This window comes from Sphingomonas sp. J315, assembly GCF_024666595.1.
Taxonomy (GTDB): Bacteria; Pseudomonadota; Alphaproteobacteria; order Sphingomonadales; family Sphingomonadaceae; genus Sphingomonas.
Genome location: NZ_CP088296.1, coordinates 222,942 through 235,904, shown reverse-complemented (window position 1 = coordinate 235,904; position 12,963 = coordinate 222,942). Strand labels below are relative to the sequence as shown.

At 66.6% G+C, this 12,963-nt stretch carries 13 protein-coding genes, 1 pseudogene and 2 riboswitches; of the genes and pseudogenes, 8 read left to right on the top strand and 6 right to left on the bottom strand.

Annotated elements, in window-relative coordinates; all coding sequences use genetic code 11:
- Positions 1-165: 165 nt before the first annotated feature.
- Positions 166-930, bottom strand: coding sequence for a class II aldolase/adducin family protein (locus tag LRS08_RS01285; RefSeq protein WP_257845242.1), 765 nt, complete (start codon positions 928-930; stop codon positions 166-168).
- Between the two features lie 92 nt (positions 931-1,022).
- A riboswitch (yybP-ykoY riboswitch) is annotated at positions 1,023-1,156 on the top strand.
- Between the two features lie 67 nt (positions 1,157-1,223).
- Here LRS08_RS01285 and LRS08_RS01280 point away from each other — a divergent pair.
- Entirely contained in the window at positions 1,224-1,790 is a 567-nt protein-coding gene (locus LRS08_RS01280) for a TMEM165/GDT1 family protein (RefSeq protein WP_257845243.1), read from the top strand.
- On the opposite strand, the gene LRS08_RS01275 is transcribed toward LRS08_RS01280, so the two are convergent.
- The 5 genes from LRS08_RS01275 to LRS08_RS01255 all read right to left on the bottom strand — a co-directional run bounded on the left by LRS08_RS01275 (position 1,787) and on the right by LRS08_RS01255 (position 7,355).
- Complete coding sequence (locus LRS08_RS01275) at positions 1,787-2,554, bottom strand: ABC transporter ATP-binding protein (protein WP_257845244.1); 768 nt, start codon at positions 2,552-2,554, stop codon at positions 1,787-1,789. The genes LRS08_RS01280 and LRS08_RS01275 overlap by 4 nt on opposite strands.
- Complete coding sequence (locus LRS08_RS01270; protein ID WP_257845245.1) at positions 2,551-3,537, bottom strand: iron ABC transporter permease; 987 nt, start codon at positions 3,535-3,537, stop codon at positions 2,551-2,553. Before LRS08_RS01270 ends, LRS08_RS01275 begins: the two co-directional genes overlap by 4 nt.
- Positions 3,534-4,394: an ABC transporter substrate-binding protein gene (locus LRS08_RS01265; protein ID WP_257845246.1), complete on the bottom strand. Its 861-nt coding sequence runs from the start codon at positions 4,392-4,394 to the stop codon at positions 3,534-3,536. The genes LRS08_RS01270 and LRS08_RS01265 overlap by 4 nt, the downstream gene beginning before the upstream one ends.
- Positions 4,394-6,331 carry a TonB-dependent receptor plug domain-containing protein gene (locus LRS08_RS01260; protein WP_260481235.1) on the bottom strand — a complete coding sequence of 646 codons (1,938 nt, stop codon included), beginning with the start codon at positions 6,329-6,331 and terminating at the stop codon, positions 4,394-4,396. The genes LRS08_RS01265 and LRS08_RS01260 overlap by 1 nt, the downstream gene beginning before the upstream one ends.
- A gap of 178 nt (positions 6,332-6,509) precedes the next feature.
- Positions 6,510-6,729, bottom strand: a riboswitch (cobalamin riboswitch).
- Positions 6,730-6,803: 74 nt separating this feature from the next.
- A complete protein-coding gene (locus tag LRS08_RS01255) occupies positions 6,804-7,355 on the bottom strand; it encodes a DUF1993 family protein (protein WP_260481234.1) in 552 nt (183 codons plus the stop codon).
- A gap of 356 nt (positions 7,356-7,711) precedes the next feature.
- Between LRS08_RS01255 and LRS08_RS01250 the strand changes: the two genes are divergently transcribed.
- The 7 genes and pseudogenes from LRS08_RS01250 (at position 7,712) to LRS08_RS01220 (ending at position 12,961) form a co-directional block, all read left to right on the top strand.
- Positions 7,712-8,137, top strand: coding sequence for a c-type cytochrome (locus LRS08_RS01250; RefSeq protein WP_257845247.1), 426 nt, complete (start codon positions 7,712-7,714; stop codon positions 8,135-8,137).
- Between the two features lie 99 nt (positions 8,138-8,236).
- A pseudogene (locus LRS08_RS01245) lies at positions 8,237-8,498 on the top strand (sugar phosphate isomerase/epimerase); the annotation flags it as partial.
- 23 nt (positions 8,499-8,521) lie between these two features.
- A complete protein-coding gene (locus LRS08_RS01240; RefSeq protein ID WP_257845249.1) occupies positions 8,522-9,823 on the top strand; it encodes an MFS transporter in 1,302 nt (433 codons plus the stop codon).
- A complete protein-coding gene (locus LRS08_RS01235; protein WP_257845250.1) occupies positions 9,820-10,728 on the top strand; it encodes a hydroxypyruvate isomerase family protein in 909 nt (302 codons plus the stop codon). The genes LRS08_RS01240 and LRS08_RS01235 overlap by 4 nt, the downstream gene beginning before the upstream one ends.
- 11 nt (positions 10,729-10,739) lie before the next feature.
- Positions 10,740-11,564: a DUF1080 domain-containing protein gene (locus LRS08_RS01230; protein ID WP_257845251.1), complete on the top strand. Its 825-nt coding sequence runs from the start codon at positions 10,740-10,742 to the stop codon at positions 11,562-11,564.
- The gene (locus tag LRS08_RS01225; protein ID WP_257845252.1) at positions 11,561-12,121 is read left to right on the top strand and encodes a gluconate 2-dehydrogenase subunit 3 family protein; all 561 of its coding nucleotides are present in this window, start codon (positions 11,561-11,563) and stop codon (positions 12,119-12,121) included. Before LRS08_RS01230 ends, LRS08_RS01225 begins: the two co-directional genes overlap by 4 nt.
- Before the next feature lie 30 nt (positions 12,122-12,151).
- Complete coding sequence (locus LRS08_RS01220; protein WP_260481233.1) at positions 12,152-12,961, top strand: sugar phosphate isomerase/epimerase; 810 nt, start codon at positions 12,152-12,154, stop codon at positions 12,959-12,961.
- Positions 12,962-12,963 lie beyond the last annotated feature (2 nt).

Here is a 12,963-nt window from a genome sequence, read left to right as displayed (position 1 = left end):
ACTCGGCTGGCAAAGCCCCGGAAGCGTCGCACGCGCCACGCCCACATTCCCCTAAAACCCGCAGAAAACTGCGCGTTACAGCCCTGCATGTTTCCCACAGGAACCTATTTGGCTAAAATGAATCCGTGCAAACGAACCGGAAAAGCCAATGTTCACACACGTCGCCTATTCGCGCCAGCTGGTATCCACCCGATCCACCAGCCGCACCATCGCCGCAAAGTCCGCCGCGCCCGGCCCGCCCGGAACCTGCGCCAGATGCAGGTCGCGCTGGTGCACCGCGACCACCTCCGGCGGCACGGTCAGCGGCTTGCCCATGGACAAAGTTGCCAGCTGGATCTCGCACGCGCGTTGCAGCGACCAATGCTTGATGAAAGCCTCGGGCAGCGTCCGCCCCATAGCGACGATGCCGTGGTTGCGCAGCAGCAGCATGCGCTTGTCGCCCAGATTGGCGACCAGCCGTTCGCCCTCCTCGTCGCGCACCGTCACGCCCTCGAAATCATGATAGGCGATCTGCCCGGCGAAGTTGCACGCGTAGAAATTGATCGGCTGCAACCCGCCCTCCAGGCTGCTCACCGCCATCCCCGCCGTCGTGTGGGTGTGCATGATGCAATGCACATCGGGCAGGTTGCGATGGAACACCGCATGCTGGACGAACCCCGCGCGATTGACCGGATAGGGGCTGTCGTCGAGCTTGTTGCCGTCGATGTCGATCTTGACCAGGTTCGACGCCTTCACCTCGCTGAAATGCAGCCCGAACGGGTTGATCAGGAACGCGTGATCCTCGCCCGGCACCTTCAGCGTGATATGGTTGTAGATCATCTCGGACCAACCGAGCATGTCGAACACGCGATAAGCGGCGGCGAGCTGCTGGCGCGCCTCCCATTCGACATCGGAAACGACGCGGGGGCGGTCGGCAGTGGCGGTGGCCATGATCCTCTCCATGTTTTCGTGGTTGCGGTATGTATGCCATGACACGGCCGGGCGACGCAACTTGCGCTGCGGCGCAGCATGCGCTACGGCCCGCCGCAGTCATCTGGGGAGTAGCCAGCCGTCTTCGGACGGGCCTCCGCGTCAACATACTTGGTCGAGAGACCATGGCGCGAAGGGAGCTGCCGCATCACGCGGCGTTCGGGCGAGACCAATGGCGCCATGCTTTCCGTCCGGGCTGGGCGGAGGGGCGTGGTGTCGTTGGAATTCGCATCCGCCCGGCCCGGAGACTTGTCGTGGAACCCTTCCTCACCTCCACCGCCGTGGTCGCGCTCGCCGAAATCGGCGACAAGACGCAGTTGCTCGCGATCTTGCTCGCGACGCGGTTCAAGCGGCCATTGCCGATCGTCGCCGGCATCCTCGTCGCGACGCTCGCCAACCATTTCCTCGCGGCGCTTGTGGGGCAACAGGCCGCGGCGCTGCTGGAGGGGGCATGGTTCCGCTACCTGATCGCCGCGTCCTTCATCGCGATGGCGGCGTGGACCCTGGTCCCCGACAAGATCGACGATCTCGAGGACAAGCCCGCGCGCTTCGGCGCGTTCCTCACCACCACCATCGCCTTCTTCATCGTCGAGATGGGCGACAAGACCCAGATCGCGACCGTCGCGCTCGGCGCGCGCTTTGCCGAGGTCGGCTGGGTCACGGCGGGAACGACGCTGGGCATGATGCTGGCGAACGTCCCCGCGGTCTATCTCGGCAACGAACTGGTGAAGCGCGTTCCGATGCGCACCGTCCGGATCATCGCGGCTTCGCTGTTCCTCGCGATCGGCGTGTGGGTGCTGGTCCAGACGCTGCGGGGTTAGTCGAGAAAGCGGATCGCCGCGCCATCGGCATCGCGGACGATCCGCACGCGGACATCGTACAGCTCGGCCAGCATCGCCTCGGTCATCACCGCTTCGGCGGGCCCGGCGGCGAGGATGCGCCCGTCGCGCACCGCGACGACATCGTCGGCGATGCGCAGCGCGAGGTCGATATCGTGGATCGCCATCACCACCGTCCGCCCCGCATCGGCCCGCGCGCGCAGTCGCCGCGCGGCGTCGATCGCGTGACGCGGGTCGAGATCGGCGGTCGGTTCGTCGACGATCAGCACTTCGGGATCGCCGACGATCGCGCGGGCGAGCAGCACGCGGGCCAGCTCGCCGCCCGACAGGTCGGTGGCGGGTCGGTCGCGCAGGGCGAGCAGGTCGCATTCGGCCAGCGCACGCTCGATCGCCGGGAGCAGCGCGACGGGCAGCCCGCCGAATGCGGGCAACTGCGGGAGCAGGCCAAGCGCGACCACCCGCTCGACGCTGATCGGCCAATCCACGCCGACGCGCTGGGGAAGGTAGGCCCGCCGTCGCGCCAGATCCTGCCGCCGCAACGCGGGCAGGGGGGTGTCGCCCAGCCGAACACTGCCGCTTTCGGGCGCGAGCAATCCCGCCGCCACCTCGAGCAGGCTGGACTTGCCCGCGCCATTGGGGCCAATCACGGCGGTCAGACGCCCCGCCGCGAAGCGGGCCTCGATCCTGTCGAGCACCAGCCGCCCGCCGCGCCTCAATGTGATCGCCTCAAGGGTCAGCGCGGTCATGGCGTCCGGCTCCGCATGCGCAGCACCAGCCACAGGAAGAAGGGTGCCCCGACCAGTGCGGTGAACACGCCCAGATGGATCGGGCTGTCGAGCCGGATCAGCCGCGTGGCGATATCGGCGGCGGTCAGCAACGCCGCCCCTGCCAGCGCCGCCGGAACCAGTGTCGCGCCGGGTCGATGCCCGACGAACGGGCGTACCAGATGCGGCGCGACCAGCCCGATGAACCCGATCGTGCCGACGACTGCTGTCGCTGCGCCGACGCCAAGCCCGGTCCCGGCGAGCGCCAGCAACCGGGTGCGGCGCACATCGACGCCCAGGCTCTCCGCCTGCACCTCGCCCAGCGCGAGCGCGTCGAGCGACCGCGCGGTAGCGAGCAGAGCGCCCGCGCCGAGCAGGATCAACGGCGCGGCGAGCGTGATCTCCTCCCACCCGCGATTGGCGAGCGAACCCATCAGCCAGGTCATGATTTCATAGGCGGCATAGGGATTGGGCGCGAGGTTGAGCGCGAGGCTGATCCCCGCACCGGCAAGGCTGGAAATCGCAGCTCCCGCAAGGATCAGCGCCAGCGTTCCGCCGCCACGCGCGAGCAGCAGCGCCGCAAACCCCGCCGCCATCGCTCCGGCCAGCCCCGCCAGCGGCGCGGCGAGCGGCGCGACCGCAGCCAGCCCGTAATAGATCGCAATCACCGCACCGAGCGACGCGCCGCCCGAAATGCCGAGCAGCCCCGGTTCGGCCAGCGGATTTCGCAGCAACCCCTGCAACACCGCGCCCGACAGGCCGAGGATCGCCCCGGTCAGCACGCCGAGCAGCATGCGCGGCAGCCGGATTTCGGTGATGACCACCCCGGTCAGCCGCGCGGTCCCGCTGGCCTCGCCCCCCAGCCATCCGGCATAATCCAGCCCCAGCGTGCCGATGCCGAGCGAGGTCAGGCCAAGTGCGAGCGTCACCAGCGCCAGAACAGGGATCAGCAACCGCCCGCTCATCGGGTCGCCCTCTGCCGGTTTGCCGTTTCAAGCTGACCGCGCAGCTCCGCCGCCGCCTCGGCGATCAGCGGCGTGCCGCAGATATAGGCGCGCGGGCTGACCCCGACCTGTCGCCCGGCCCATTGCTTGCGGACCAGCGGATGCCGCGCAACGCGGTCGCGCAGGCTCTGGCCGACCACGCCGCCGACCGGCGCGACGAGGATATCGGGGTTGAGCGCCAGCAACGCCTCGACATCGGTGCCCGCGACACCCTCCTTCGCCGCGTTGCGCGCACCCGCCGCGTCGAGCACCGCGTCGTACAGCGCGCCCTCCCCGCGCGAGAGGCCGTCGCCGCTCCACGACGCGACGCGCAGGTTAAGCGCGGGACGGCGCGACAGCTCGGCCAGCCGCGCATCCATGCCCGCGATCAGCGCCTCGCCCCGCGCAACCGTCCCCAGCCGCGCGGCCAGCGCGCGCACCGTGGCGCGGATCTCGTCCAGGCTCTGCGGTTGTGCCACCTCGATCATCGGAAAGCCGAAGCGGCGCAGTGCAGCGCGGGTCGCCGCCGACCCAAAGCTGTCGGCGACAATCAGATCGGGCTGTTGCCGTACCACATCCTCGATCTCGCCGCGATTGACCGCGATGCCGCGCGCGCGCGCCGACATCAGCGACAGTAGCGGATCGCGCGACAGCCAGGTGACCGACGCGATCCGCTCGGGCGGGAGCAGCATCAGCACCAGCTGGTCGGTGCACTGGTTGATCGACATGACGCGCATTGGCAGTGCGGGCTTCGCACCGGCCACGGGTGGAGGCGCGCTGCCGGCCGAAACCGGCAGCGTCATCCCCGCGATCGCCAGCGCGATGCCGGCGCGCCGCATCACAGCTTGACCCGCACCCCGGCGAACGCGCCGACGCCCGGCGTCGCGAAGCTGAACACCTCTTCGTAATCGACGTCGAACAGGTTCTCGACCCGCCCGAACAGCTGGACCTTCTCTACCACCTCGAACGCGACGTTGAAATTCACCAGCGTGAACGGCTTCAGCGATACGCGCACCGGGGTATAGCTGGGGTCGGTGAAGGCGATATCGGTCATCCGCCCGTTATGCCGTACCGTCAGCGTGGTCGAAAGCCGCTCGTCGCTGCTGGTGTAGGTCGCGTTGAAGCTGGCGATGTCGCCCGGCCGCCGCACTTCCTCGACGCCACTCTCTTCCGCATTGAGATGCGTGTAGCTCGCGTCGAACCGCAGCTGCGGGATCGGGCGTGCGCTGAGGAACAGCTCGACGCCATGCTGCTTGGACAGGGTCGTGCGGTTGGCTGGCGTCGCGACGAAGGTCGGGGCGGGGTAGGTGGTGTAGATCTCGTCCTCGAGCGTCGAGTCGAAATAGGTCGCGCCGAACGTCACCGTATCGTCCGCGAGCGTTTGCTCGATGCCCGCTTCCCAGCCTTCCGACTTTTCCGGCTTCAGGTTCGGGTTGCCGATATAGACACCGTCAGAGAAGCCATAGAGCTCGTAATAGCCGGGATTCTTGACCCCGGTGCCATAAGCGACGCGCACGCGCGTGTCGGTGGGCAGGCGATAGCTGCCCTGTACACGCCAGGTTGTCGCGTCGTCGAAGCGGTTATTGTCGTCGTGACGGATCGAGCCACTTGCTGCGAAATCGCCCGCAGTCAGTTCATATTGCGCGACCAGTCCGAGATTATCGGTGGTCCGCTTGCCGGTGAAGGCATCCCACGGCGATCCGGTGCCGGGAGTGGTATTGCGGAACTCCTCACGCTCCAGATCGACCGCGCCGGTCAGCCGGTGGGTGACCGCGTCGCTGCCGAAGCGCAGGCTCGACACCAGCGAGCCCTTGTAGCGCTGGCCGGTATTGCCGAAATCGACGACGTCATTGGCGCGAAACATCGTCCGCTCGGTATCTGCGAACTGGCCGGAGAGCGTCGTGGTCCAGCGCCCGTCTAGTGCGCTGAACTGTGCGCTGAGCAGACCGTAAAGGCCACGGTTGCGGTAATGCACGCCGGGGCTGTCGATCGTATAGCCAAAGGTCGGGCTGGCGGGGTTCCCGTCGCTGTTGTTGGCATCCGCGTCGGTCACGCTGTAGCGCAGCACTCCGGTCAGCGTGAAGCTGTCCGACGGAGTCCAGTTGAACTTCCCGCTCAGCGCTGCGCTTTTCGACCCGATGTTGCGGGTGCCGGCGCGCGCCGTCGGGGTGCCGTCGGTGATGAAGCCCGTTGCCGACAGCGCATAGTCGAAACTGCCCGAAGCACCCGCGGCGCGTGCCGCCGCGCTGACGGTGCCGAACGACCCGCCCTCGATCCGCGCGCTGAACCCCGGTGCCTCGCGACCCGACAGCGTCAGATAATGGATCACGCCGCCGATCGCGTCGGACCCATAGAGCGAGGATTGCTGACCGCGCAGCACCTCGACCCGCGCGGCGCTGTCGGCCAGTACGCCGCTATAGTCGAACTCGCCCTGGAACGGGTCGGATACCTCGATCCCGTCGATCAGGGTCAGGACATGATTGCCCTCGGTCCCGCGAATGCGGATCTGCGTCAGCCCGCCGATCTGGCGGCTGACCGCCACGCCCGGTACGTCCCGCAGCACATCGGACAGGTTGCGTGTCTGACGCTGTTCCAGCGCTTGCGCGTCGATGACGGTGGCCGATCCGCCGATCTGCTCGATGGGAACGGCCTCGCCGGAGCGCGAGGCAGTGACGACGACGGTCTCGCTCGAGACTTCGGCGACGGCGGTTTCGCCCGCAATGGCGGGCGACGCCGCAGCGATGGCGAGCGTGGAAACGGACAGCAACTTCAACATGGGACATCCCCCGGCGCCGAGCAACGAGGGCAGGGGCCTGGCCATCCGCAGGCGGATGACGGGCGTCAATGCATCAAACGGGCGCATGATCGCCTGACGCACGACACCGCAGCGGCCCCCGCCGCTAGGTTCGTCGCTCAGACGGAGGACCGTGCCGTGGCCATTCCCTGGACCAAGGCAAGAGCGACCATGCGCCGGCAGGTCTCCTGGCTCGCGGGTCAGGGCAGGATGCACGGCCTTCCCGGACGATTGTCCAGTGGCTGTTCCCTCGAAGGGGAACCAGTGCATCGCGCTCGCCGCTTACAGTTGCAGGGACAGCCACGGAATTGGGCGAAAAACCGCCCGCACCGCATTCCCGTTTAAGCCCCTTGCGGGGCACCGGCGCGATCATGAAGCGCGGGGTCGCCCCCATGCTTCGAGCGGGTCTTTAGGACCGGTTCGAGGCGCCCGCAAGCATTATATAAAGAATTCTTTATATCGTTTCCGGGCGCAGGAAGCGGAACATGTGTGCGACATAATCGACCTTGCCCAACTCTACTCCCTGCGCGCGCAGGATCGCATAAGCGGTCATCAGGTGGAAATAGAATTGCGGCAGCGCCCAGTCGCGGACGAACTGCTCGGCGGTCAGGTCGAACACCATCCCCTGGGGCAGCGCATGGGCGATGGGGGCGCCGGGGTCGATATCGGGCATATCGCTGCCGACTTGCTCCAGCAGCGCCAGCGTCTCACCAATCCGCGCCCGCGCATCGGCAATGGTGCCGGGATGTTCGCCCCCGTTGCGGCCTTCATCGAGCAGTTCGGAGAGCGACGCGGGAAATGCCTCGCCGCGCAGACGGTACACGCCTTCCTGTGCCTGGACACAGGCAAAGCGGATCTGCGTCGCCAGCGGAAACATGTCCGGTGCCAGCCGTGCCGCCATCAGCGCTTCAGTGACGCAGCCCTGCTCCTCGGCCTTGGCGAGCCACGCCGAAAGTGCGCGCAGCATCTGGCCATAGGTTGGGACGATCAAAGCGGATGGGGTCATTCGCGGCTCCGTTTCAGATGGTTGGGCGGGCGACCTAAGACAAGAGAGCGATGCGCGCCAGCGGGCTTCGATATGCACTTGTCCAAGGGCCGGGGTCAGAGCGGCTCCAGCGAAGTCCATTTCTGCGCACCGCGATGATTCTCGATCATCGCGTCGACGAACCACGGTACGCAGCCCGTCCGCGTCTCGCGGAGGCGTGGCGATGCCTGGTCTCGTACCGATCGGGCGAGATTGCGGTACAGATTGGCGAAATCTGTGGAAATGTGGTCCCCAAAGCTTTCTCCCCCATAGATTTCGGTGAACCGTGCGCGTCAGGCTTGCGCTCGGCACCGGCAACCGCTTAGATACTGTCAACGATGTCAGCCGACTGGTTGTCACACTCGGAGGGGATAGTGAAATCTCTCATCGCACTGCCCCTCGTGGCGGTAATATGTGGCGTGGTAGCGCTAACGGCCGGTTCTCCGAGCGTGCGTGCGCGTCCAGTCCAGGATGGCGCTCAGGCATTTGCCGCGTGCCGCGCCTGCCATACGCTTGCCCCAGGCGGGAAGAGCGTGATGGGTCCCAATCTCAACAAGCTGTTCGGGCGGAAGGCGGGATCGGCTCCCGGGTTTAATTACAGCCCCGCGCTCAAGCAATCCGGCATTGTCTGGGATGCGAAGACCCTCGACCAATATCTCGCCGCCCCCACCACGAAGGTGCCCGGGTCGCGGATGGTGATGAAGGTGGCCGATCCCGCGCGTCGGGCCGCGCTGATCGCCTATCTGAAGGCCGAAACAAAATAGCTGTGCCTGTGGGGGAGATGTCATGAGGGGTCCGGCGGTTTTCCTCGCACAGTTTATGGGCGATGCTGCGCCGTTCGACACCTTGCCCTCCGCCGCGCGCTGGATGGCGGAGGCCGGTTGTGTCGGTCGCTTGGCGACGGACAGGTCGATTTCGGCGGAATCTTTTCGGAACTCACGCAATGTGGCTATGCCTGCTGGGCGGCGCTCGAACGGGAAAGCTGCCTCAAGCATCCCGAGGACGGCGCGCGAAGGCGCACCGTTCATCGCCGCGCACATGATCCGCAAGGCGGACAAGGCATTCGACGATTTCGCCGGTGGCAGCGATCCGGGGCTCAACCGGGCGATGCTGGGGCTGGCATAAATACAAAAGGGGGGGATGCAGCGATGGCCGAGAGATATCATAAGGGGCGGCTGTTCTGGCTGGGCATATTGGCGCTTTTTACCGCGGCGGCGGGGCTCGCCATTCGCGGCGCCATCGCCAGCGGGCTCAAGGCGGAGTGGATCGATCCGGTCGCGCCGTTGCAAGCGGGTGAGCTGATCGCCGCCGCCCTGGGCGCGGCATTCCTGAGCTTTGCAATCACCCTGTTCGTCGCGAGCGCATTTCTCGACCAGATCGGCATGAAGCGCTGCCTGGTCGCTGCCGGGCTGTGCTTCTTCGCCGGGCCGCTGCTGATCGTCACCGCGGGCCATCTGGCGACCGGCATGACGATCTACACGATCGTGTGGGTCGGGATGCTGCTCAGCGGGATCGGCTGGGGACTGACAGAGGCGGCGATCAACCCGCTGACGACGCAACTCTATCCCGATGACGCGACCCACCGGCTCAATGTGCTCCACGCCTGGTTCCCCGGCGGCATCATCATCGGTGGCCTGGCCGGTTTCTTCCTGTCGGCTACCCTGTCCTGGCAGGGGATCATGGCGCTGGTGATGATTCCGGCGGCCGCGACGATCCTGATGGCGGCAACCACAAATTTCCCGCCGCCGCTGCGCAGCGAAAGCGGCGTGACCTTCGGCCAGATGATCGGCGAGGTGTTTCGCCGCCCGAGCTTCTTCATCTGGTTCGGCGCGATGTTCCTGACCGCCGCGTCCGAACTCGCGCCCGGCCAGTGGATCGACGTCGCCCTGTCCAACCGCGTCGGCATGCGCGGCATCCTGCTGCTGGTGTACGTCAACGCGCTGATGTTCGTGTTCCGCCATTTCGCGGGGCGGCTGGCGAACAGGATCTCCAACCCCGGCCTGCTGTGGGTGTCGAGCTTGCTCGCCGGCATCGGGCTGTTCATGCTGTCGCAGGCGCAGTCGCCGGTTGCCGCGATCATCGCCTCTACCGTCTGGGGCCTGGGCGTATGCGTGATGTGGCCGACGATGCTCGCCTCGGTCGCGGAACGCTATCCGCGCGGCGGGGCGTGGGCGATGGGGCTGGTCGGATCGGCCGGCGCGCTCGCCAGCTTCTTCGTGCTGCCGCAGCTGGGCGCGATGTTCGACCAGGCGAAGATCGAGTTCGCGGGCGGGCCGGAGGCATTCGCCGCGCTGACGGGTGCAGCCAAGCTGGCGGTCGAAGATGCGGCGGCTTCGGTGTCGTTCCAGAAGCTCGCGATCCTACCCGCGATCCTGCTCGTTGTGTTCGGCTTCATCTGGCTGCGCGAACGCGGCAAGTCGCGCGCACAGCTAGCGGGTGAAGCGGCGTGAAGTTGACGCGGCGCTCCGTCCTCGCCGCCGGTGCCGCCACGGCGGGTGCGGCGGCGATGGCGCACGCCGCGACGCAATCGAATGCGCCGCGCTTCTCGCTCGGCTATGCGCCGCATGAGGGTAGCTTCAGGAGTCGGGGCAGTCGGCTGGAGCAGATCGCCTTTGCCGCCGATCAGGGCTTTACCGCCTGGGAGGATAACGAGGCCGCCGCTCGCCCCGTCGAAGAGCAAACCGCGATGGCCAGGGTGCTGCACCAGCGCGGCATGACGATGGGCGTGTTCGTCGCGTCGATGCCCAAATGGGCGCAGTCGCGACCGGTGCTCGGGGCGAATGACGATGGCGATCGCACGGCGTTTCTCGCTGATATCCGCGCGTCGATCGACGTCGCCAAGCGCCTCAATGCGAAGTGGATGACGGTCGTCCCAGGCTTTCTCGACCGCCGCGTGCCGATCGACATCCAGACGGGCCGGGTGATCGACACGATGCGCCGTGCCGCCGACATTGTCGCCCCGCACGGGTTGGTGATGGTGATGGAACCGCTCAATACCCTCGTCGACCATCCCGGCGTGTTCCTGCAGACGGTGCCCCAGGGCTATGCCATCGCGCGCGGGGTCGACAGCCCGGCGGTGAAGATCCTCGCCGACCTCTATCATGAGCAGATCCAGGCCGGACATCTCATCCGCACCATGGACAGTTGCTGGAGCGAGATCGCCTATCTCCAGTTCGGCGACAATCCTGGCCGCAAGGAGCCGGGCACCGGCGAAATCAACTATCGCAACATCGTTCGCTGGCTGCGCGCAAAGAAGTTCGCGGGCGTCATCGGCATGGAGCACGGCAATTCGGTTGAAGGCCGCGCTGGCGAAGATCGGCTGATCGCCGCCTATCGCGAGATCGACGCGGCATGAAGGGGAAGGGCGTGAAACTCAGTCTGTCCATCGCGGCATTGGTACTGGCTGCTGCGAGCGGCTCCGCCCCGGCGCAGGACAAGCCGGGCTTTCGCGATACGCCAACCATCCCAGGGACCAGCTGGAAGGTACACGACGCCGACAGGCCCCATCCGATCGTGGTGACGCCGTCCGCACTGCCCGGCGGTGCCCCGTCGGACGCGGTCGTCCTGTTCGACGGCACCTCGCTCGACGCCTGGCAGGCGCAGCATACACCCTGGACGATCGCCGATGGCGCAGTCACCTCGCGCCCGCGCGCAGGCGGCGGGGGCGAGAATGCGCTGATCAGCAAGGCGAGCTTCGGCGACGTCCAGCTCCATCTCGAATTCCGCTCACCCAATCCGCCGGAGAGAAGCTCGCAGGATCGCGGCAACAGCGGCATCTGGTTCATGCAGCGCTACGAGATCCAGATCCTCGACGGCTACAACAACCCGACCTATGCCGACGGCACGGTCGGCGCGATCTATGGCAACACGCCGCCGCTGGTAAACCCGTCGCGCCCGCCCGGCGAATGGCAGAGCTACGACATTATCTTCGAGCGCCCGCGCTTTGCCGCCGACGGCAAGCTGCTGCGCCCCGCCTATATCACCGCCTTCCTCAACGGCGTGCTGGTGCAGAACCGTCAGCCCTGGCGCGGCACCACCGTGTGGCGACAGGTCGCCAAATATCAGGCGCATGGCGACGCCGCGCCGATTCAGCTTCAGGATCACAATTCGCCGGTGTCGTTCCGCAACATCTGGGTGCGTCCGCTCCCCGAGGCGGCGGCGAGCCACGACCATCAGGGTGAGGGAAAATGAGATTAGACCGACGCGACGCGCTGGCCGGAATGGCGGCGATGTTCGGCACCGCGCTGTTCGCCCCGATCGCCCGCGCGGCATCGGCGCAGATGACGGTGATCAGCGATGGCCCGCCCAGCGCCCCGGTGTTCAGCGCGGACCAGCGCGCGCTGATGACCGCGCTCAGCGAGCGCATCATGCCGACCACCGATACGCCGGGCGCGATTGCCGCAGGGGTTCCGGAGTTCATCGAAAAGATGCTGGCGGACTGGGCGGTTCCCGAAGAGCGCAAGCCGATCCTCGCCGGGCTCGACGCGATCGAGGCGCGCAGCCAGGCCGACTTCCAGATCGCTGCGGTCAAGGCGACGCCCGAGCAGCAGGATGCGCTGATCACGCTGGCGATGGAGGACAAGATCCCCGATGGCCTGAGCTTCTTCACCAAGTTCCGACAGCTCGTCATTACCGGCTATTTCACCTCCGAAATCGGCATCACGCAGGAGCGCGACTATTTGCCCGTGCCGGGACGCTATGACGGCGCGCACCCCTATTCCCCCGGCACGAAGGTGTTCTCCTCATGATGATCGACCGACGCCAATGGCTGGCCGGCGGTGCTGCGCTCGCAAGCGCCCTCGCCGCCGCACCGCTCATGGCGCGCGGGAAGAAGGCGCGCGCGATCGGTCTCCAGCTCTATACCGTGCGCGAGTTGTTCGCCCCCCGACCCGATCGGCACGCTCGAGAAGGTCGCGGCGATCGGCTATCGCGAAGTCGAATATGGCGGTGGCGGCTATGACAAGATGGACCACGCCGCGCTGCGCAAGGCGATGGACCGGCTGGGCCTCAAATGTCCGTCGATCCATGTCGGCTATGAGGCGTTGGCCGCCGATTTGGGTGCCGTGGTCAGAATGGCGAAGACGCTGGGTGCCGACACGATCGTGCTCCCCTGGCTCACTCCCGCGATGCGCGACCCAGAGGGCTTCAAGCGCTTAATCGGTGATTTCAACCGCTGGGCGGGGCAGCTCAAACAGGCGGGGCTTGGCTTCGCCTATCACAACCACGATTTCGAATTCACCGTGAAGGCCCCCGACGGCCGCAGCCTGTTCGACATGCTGGTCGCGGACGGCGATCCCGCTTTGGTCAAGATCGAGCTCGACCTGTTCTGGACCATCGCTGCTGGCGAGGACGCCAAGGCGGTGATCAAGCGCCTGCCCGGCCGCATCTACGCCTATCACGTCAAGGATCGCACGGCCGATGGGAAGATGGTCAGCGTCGGGGCGGGCGTGGTCGATTTCGCCGACATCTTCGCGCTCAACAAACAGGCGGGCGTCAAACATCTCTATGTCGAGAATGATCAGGCGCCCGCGCCCTATCTGCCCGACATCAAGGCCAGTTTCGACCATTTGCGCCGGATCGGCGCGTAACC

Excerpts from the sequence above, each read along its gene's own strand:
- LRS08_RS01270 (WP_257845245.1), bottom strand. The coding sequence starts at position 3,537 with ATGAGCGGGCGGTTGCTGATCCCTGTTCTGGCGCTGGTGACGCTCGCA.
- LRS08_RS01265 (WP_257845246.1), bottom strand. The coding sequence starts at position 4,394 with ATGCGGCGCGCCGGCATCGCGCTGGCGATCGCGGGGATGACGCTGCCG.
- LRS08_RS01255 (WP_260481234.1), bottom strand. The coding sequence starts at position 7,355 with ATGACCCCATCCGCTTTGATCGTCCCAACCTATGGCCAGATGCTGCGC.
- LRS08_RS01250 (WP_257845247.1), top strand. The coding sequence starts at position 7,712 with ATGTCAGCCGACTGGTTGTCACACTCGGAGGGGATAGTGAAATCTCTC.
- LRS08_RS01225 (WP_257845252.1), top strand. The coding sequence starts at position 11,561 with ATGAGATTAGACCGACGCGACGCGCTGGCCGGAATGGCGGCGATGTTC.
- LRS08_RS01285 (WP_257845242.1), bottom strand. The coding sequence starts at position 930 with ATGGCCACCGCCACTGCCGACCGCCCCCGCGTCGTTTCCGATGTCGAA.
- LRS08_RS01275 (WP_257845244.1), bottom strand. The coding sequence starts at position 2,554 with ATGACCGCGCTGACCCTTGAGGCGATCACATTGAGGCGCGGCGGGCGG.
- LRS08_RS01260 (WP_260481235.1), bottom strand. The coding sequence starts at position 6,331 with ATGTTGAAGTTGCTGTCCGTTTCCACGCTCGCCATCGCTGCGGCGTCG.
- LRS08_RS01240 (WP_257845249.1), top strand. The coding sequence starts at position 8,522 with ATGGCCGAGAGATATCATAAGGGGCGGCTGTTCTGGCTGGGCATATTG.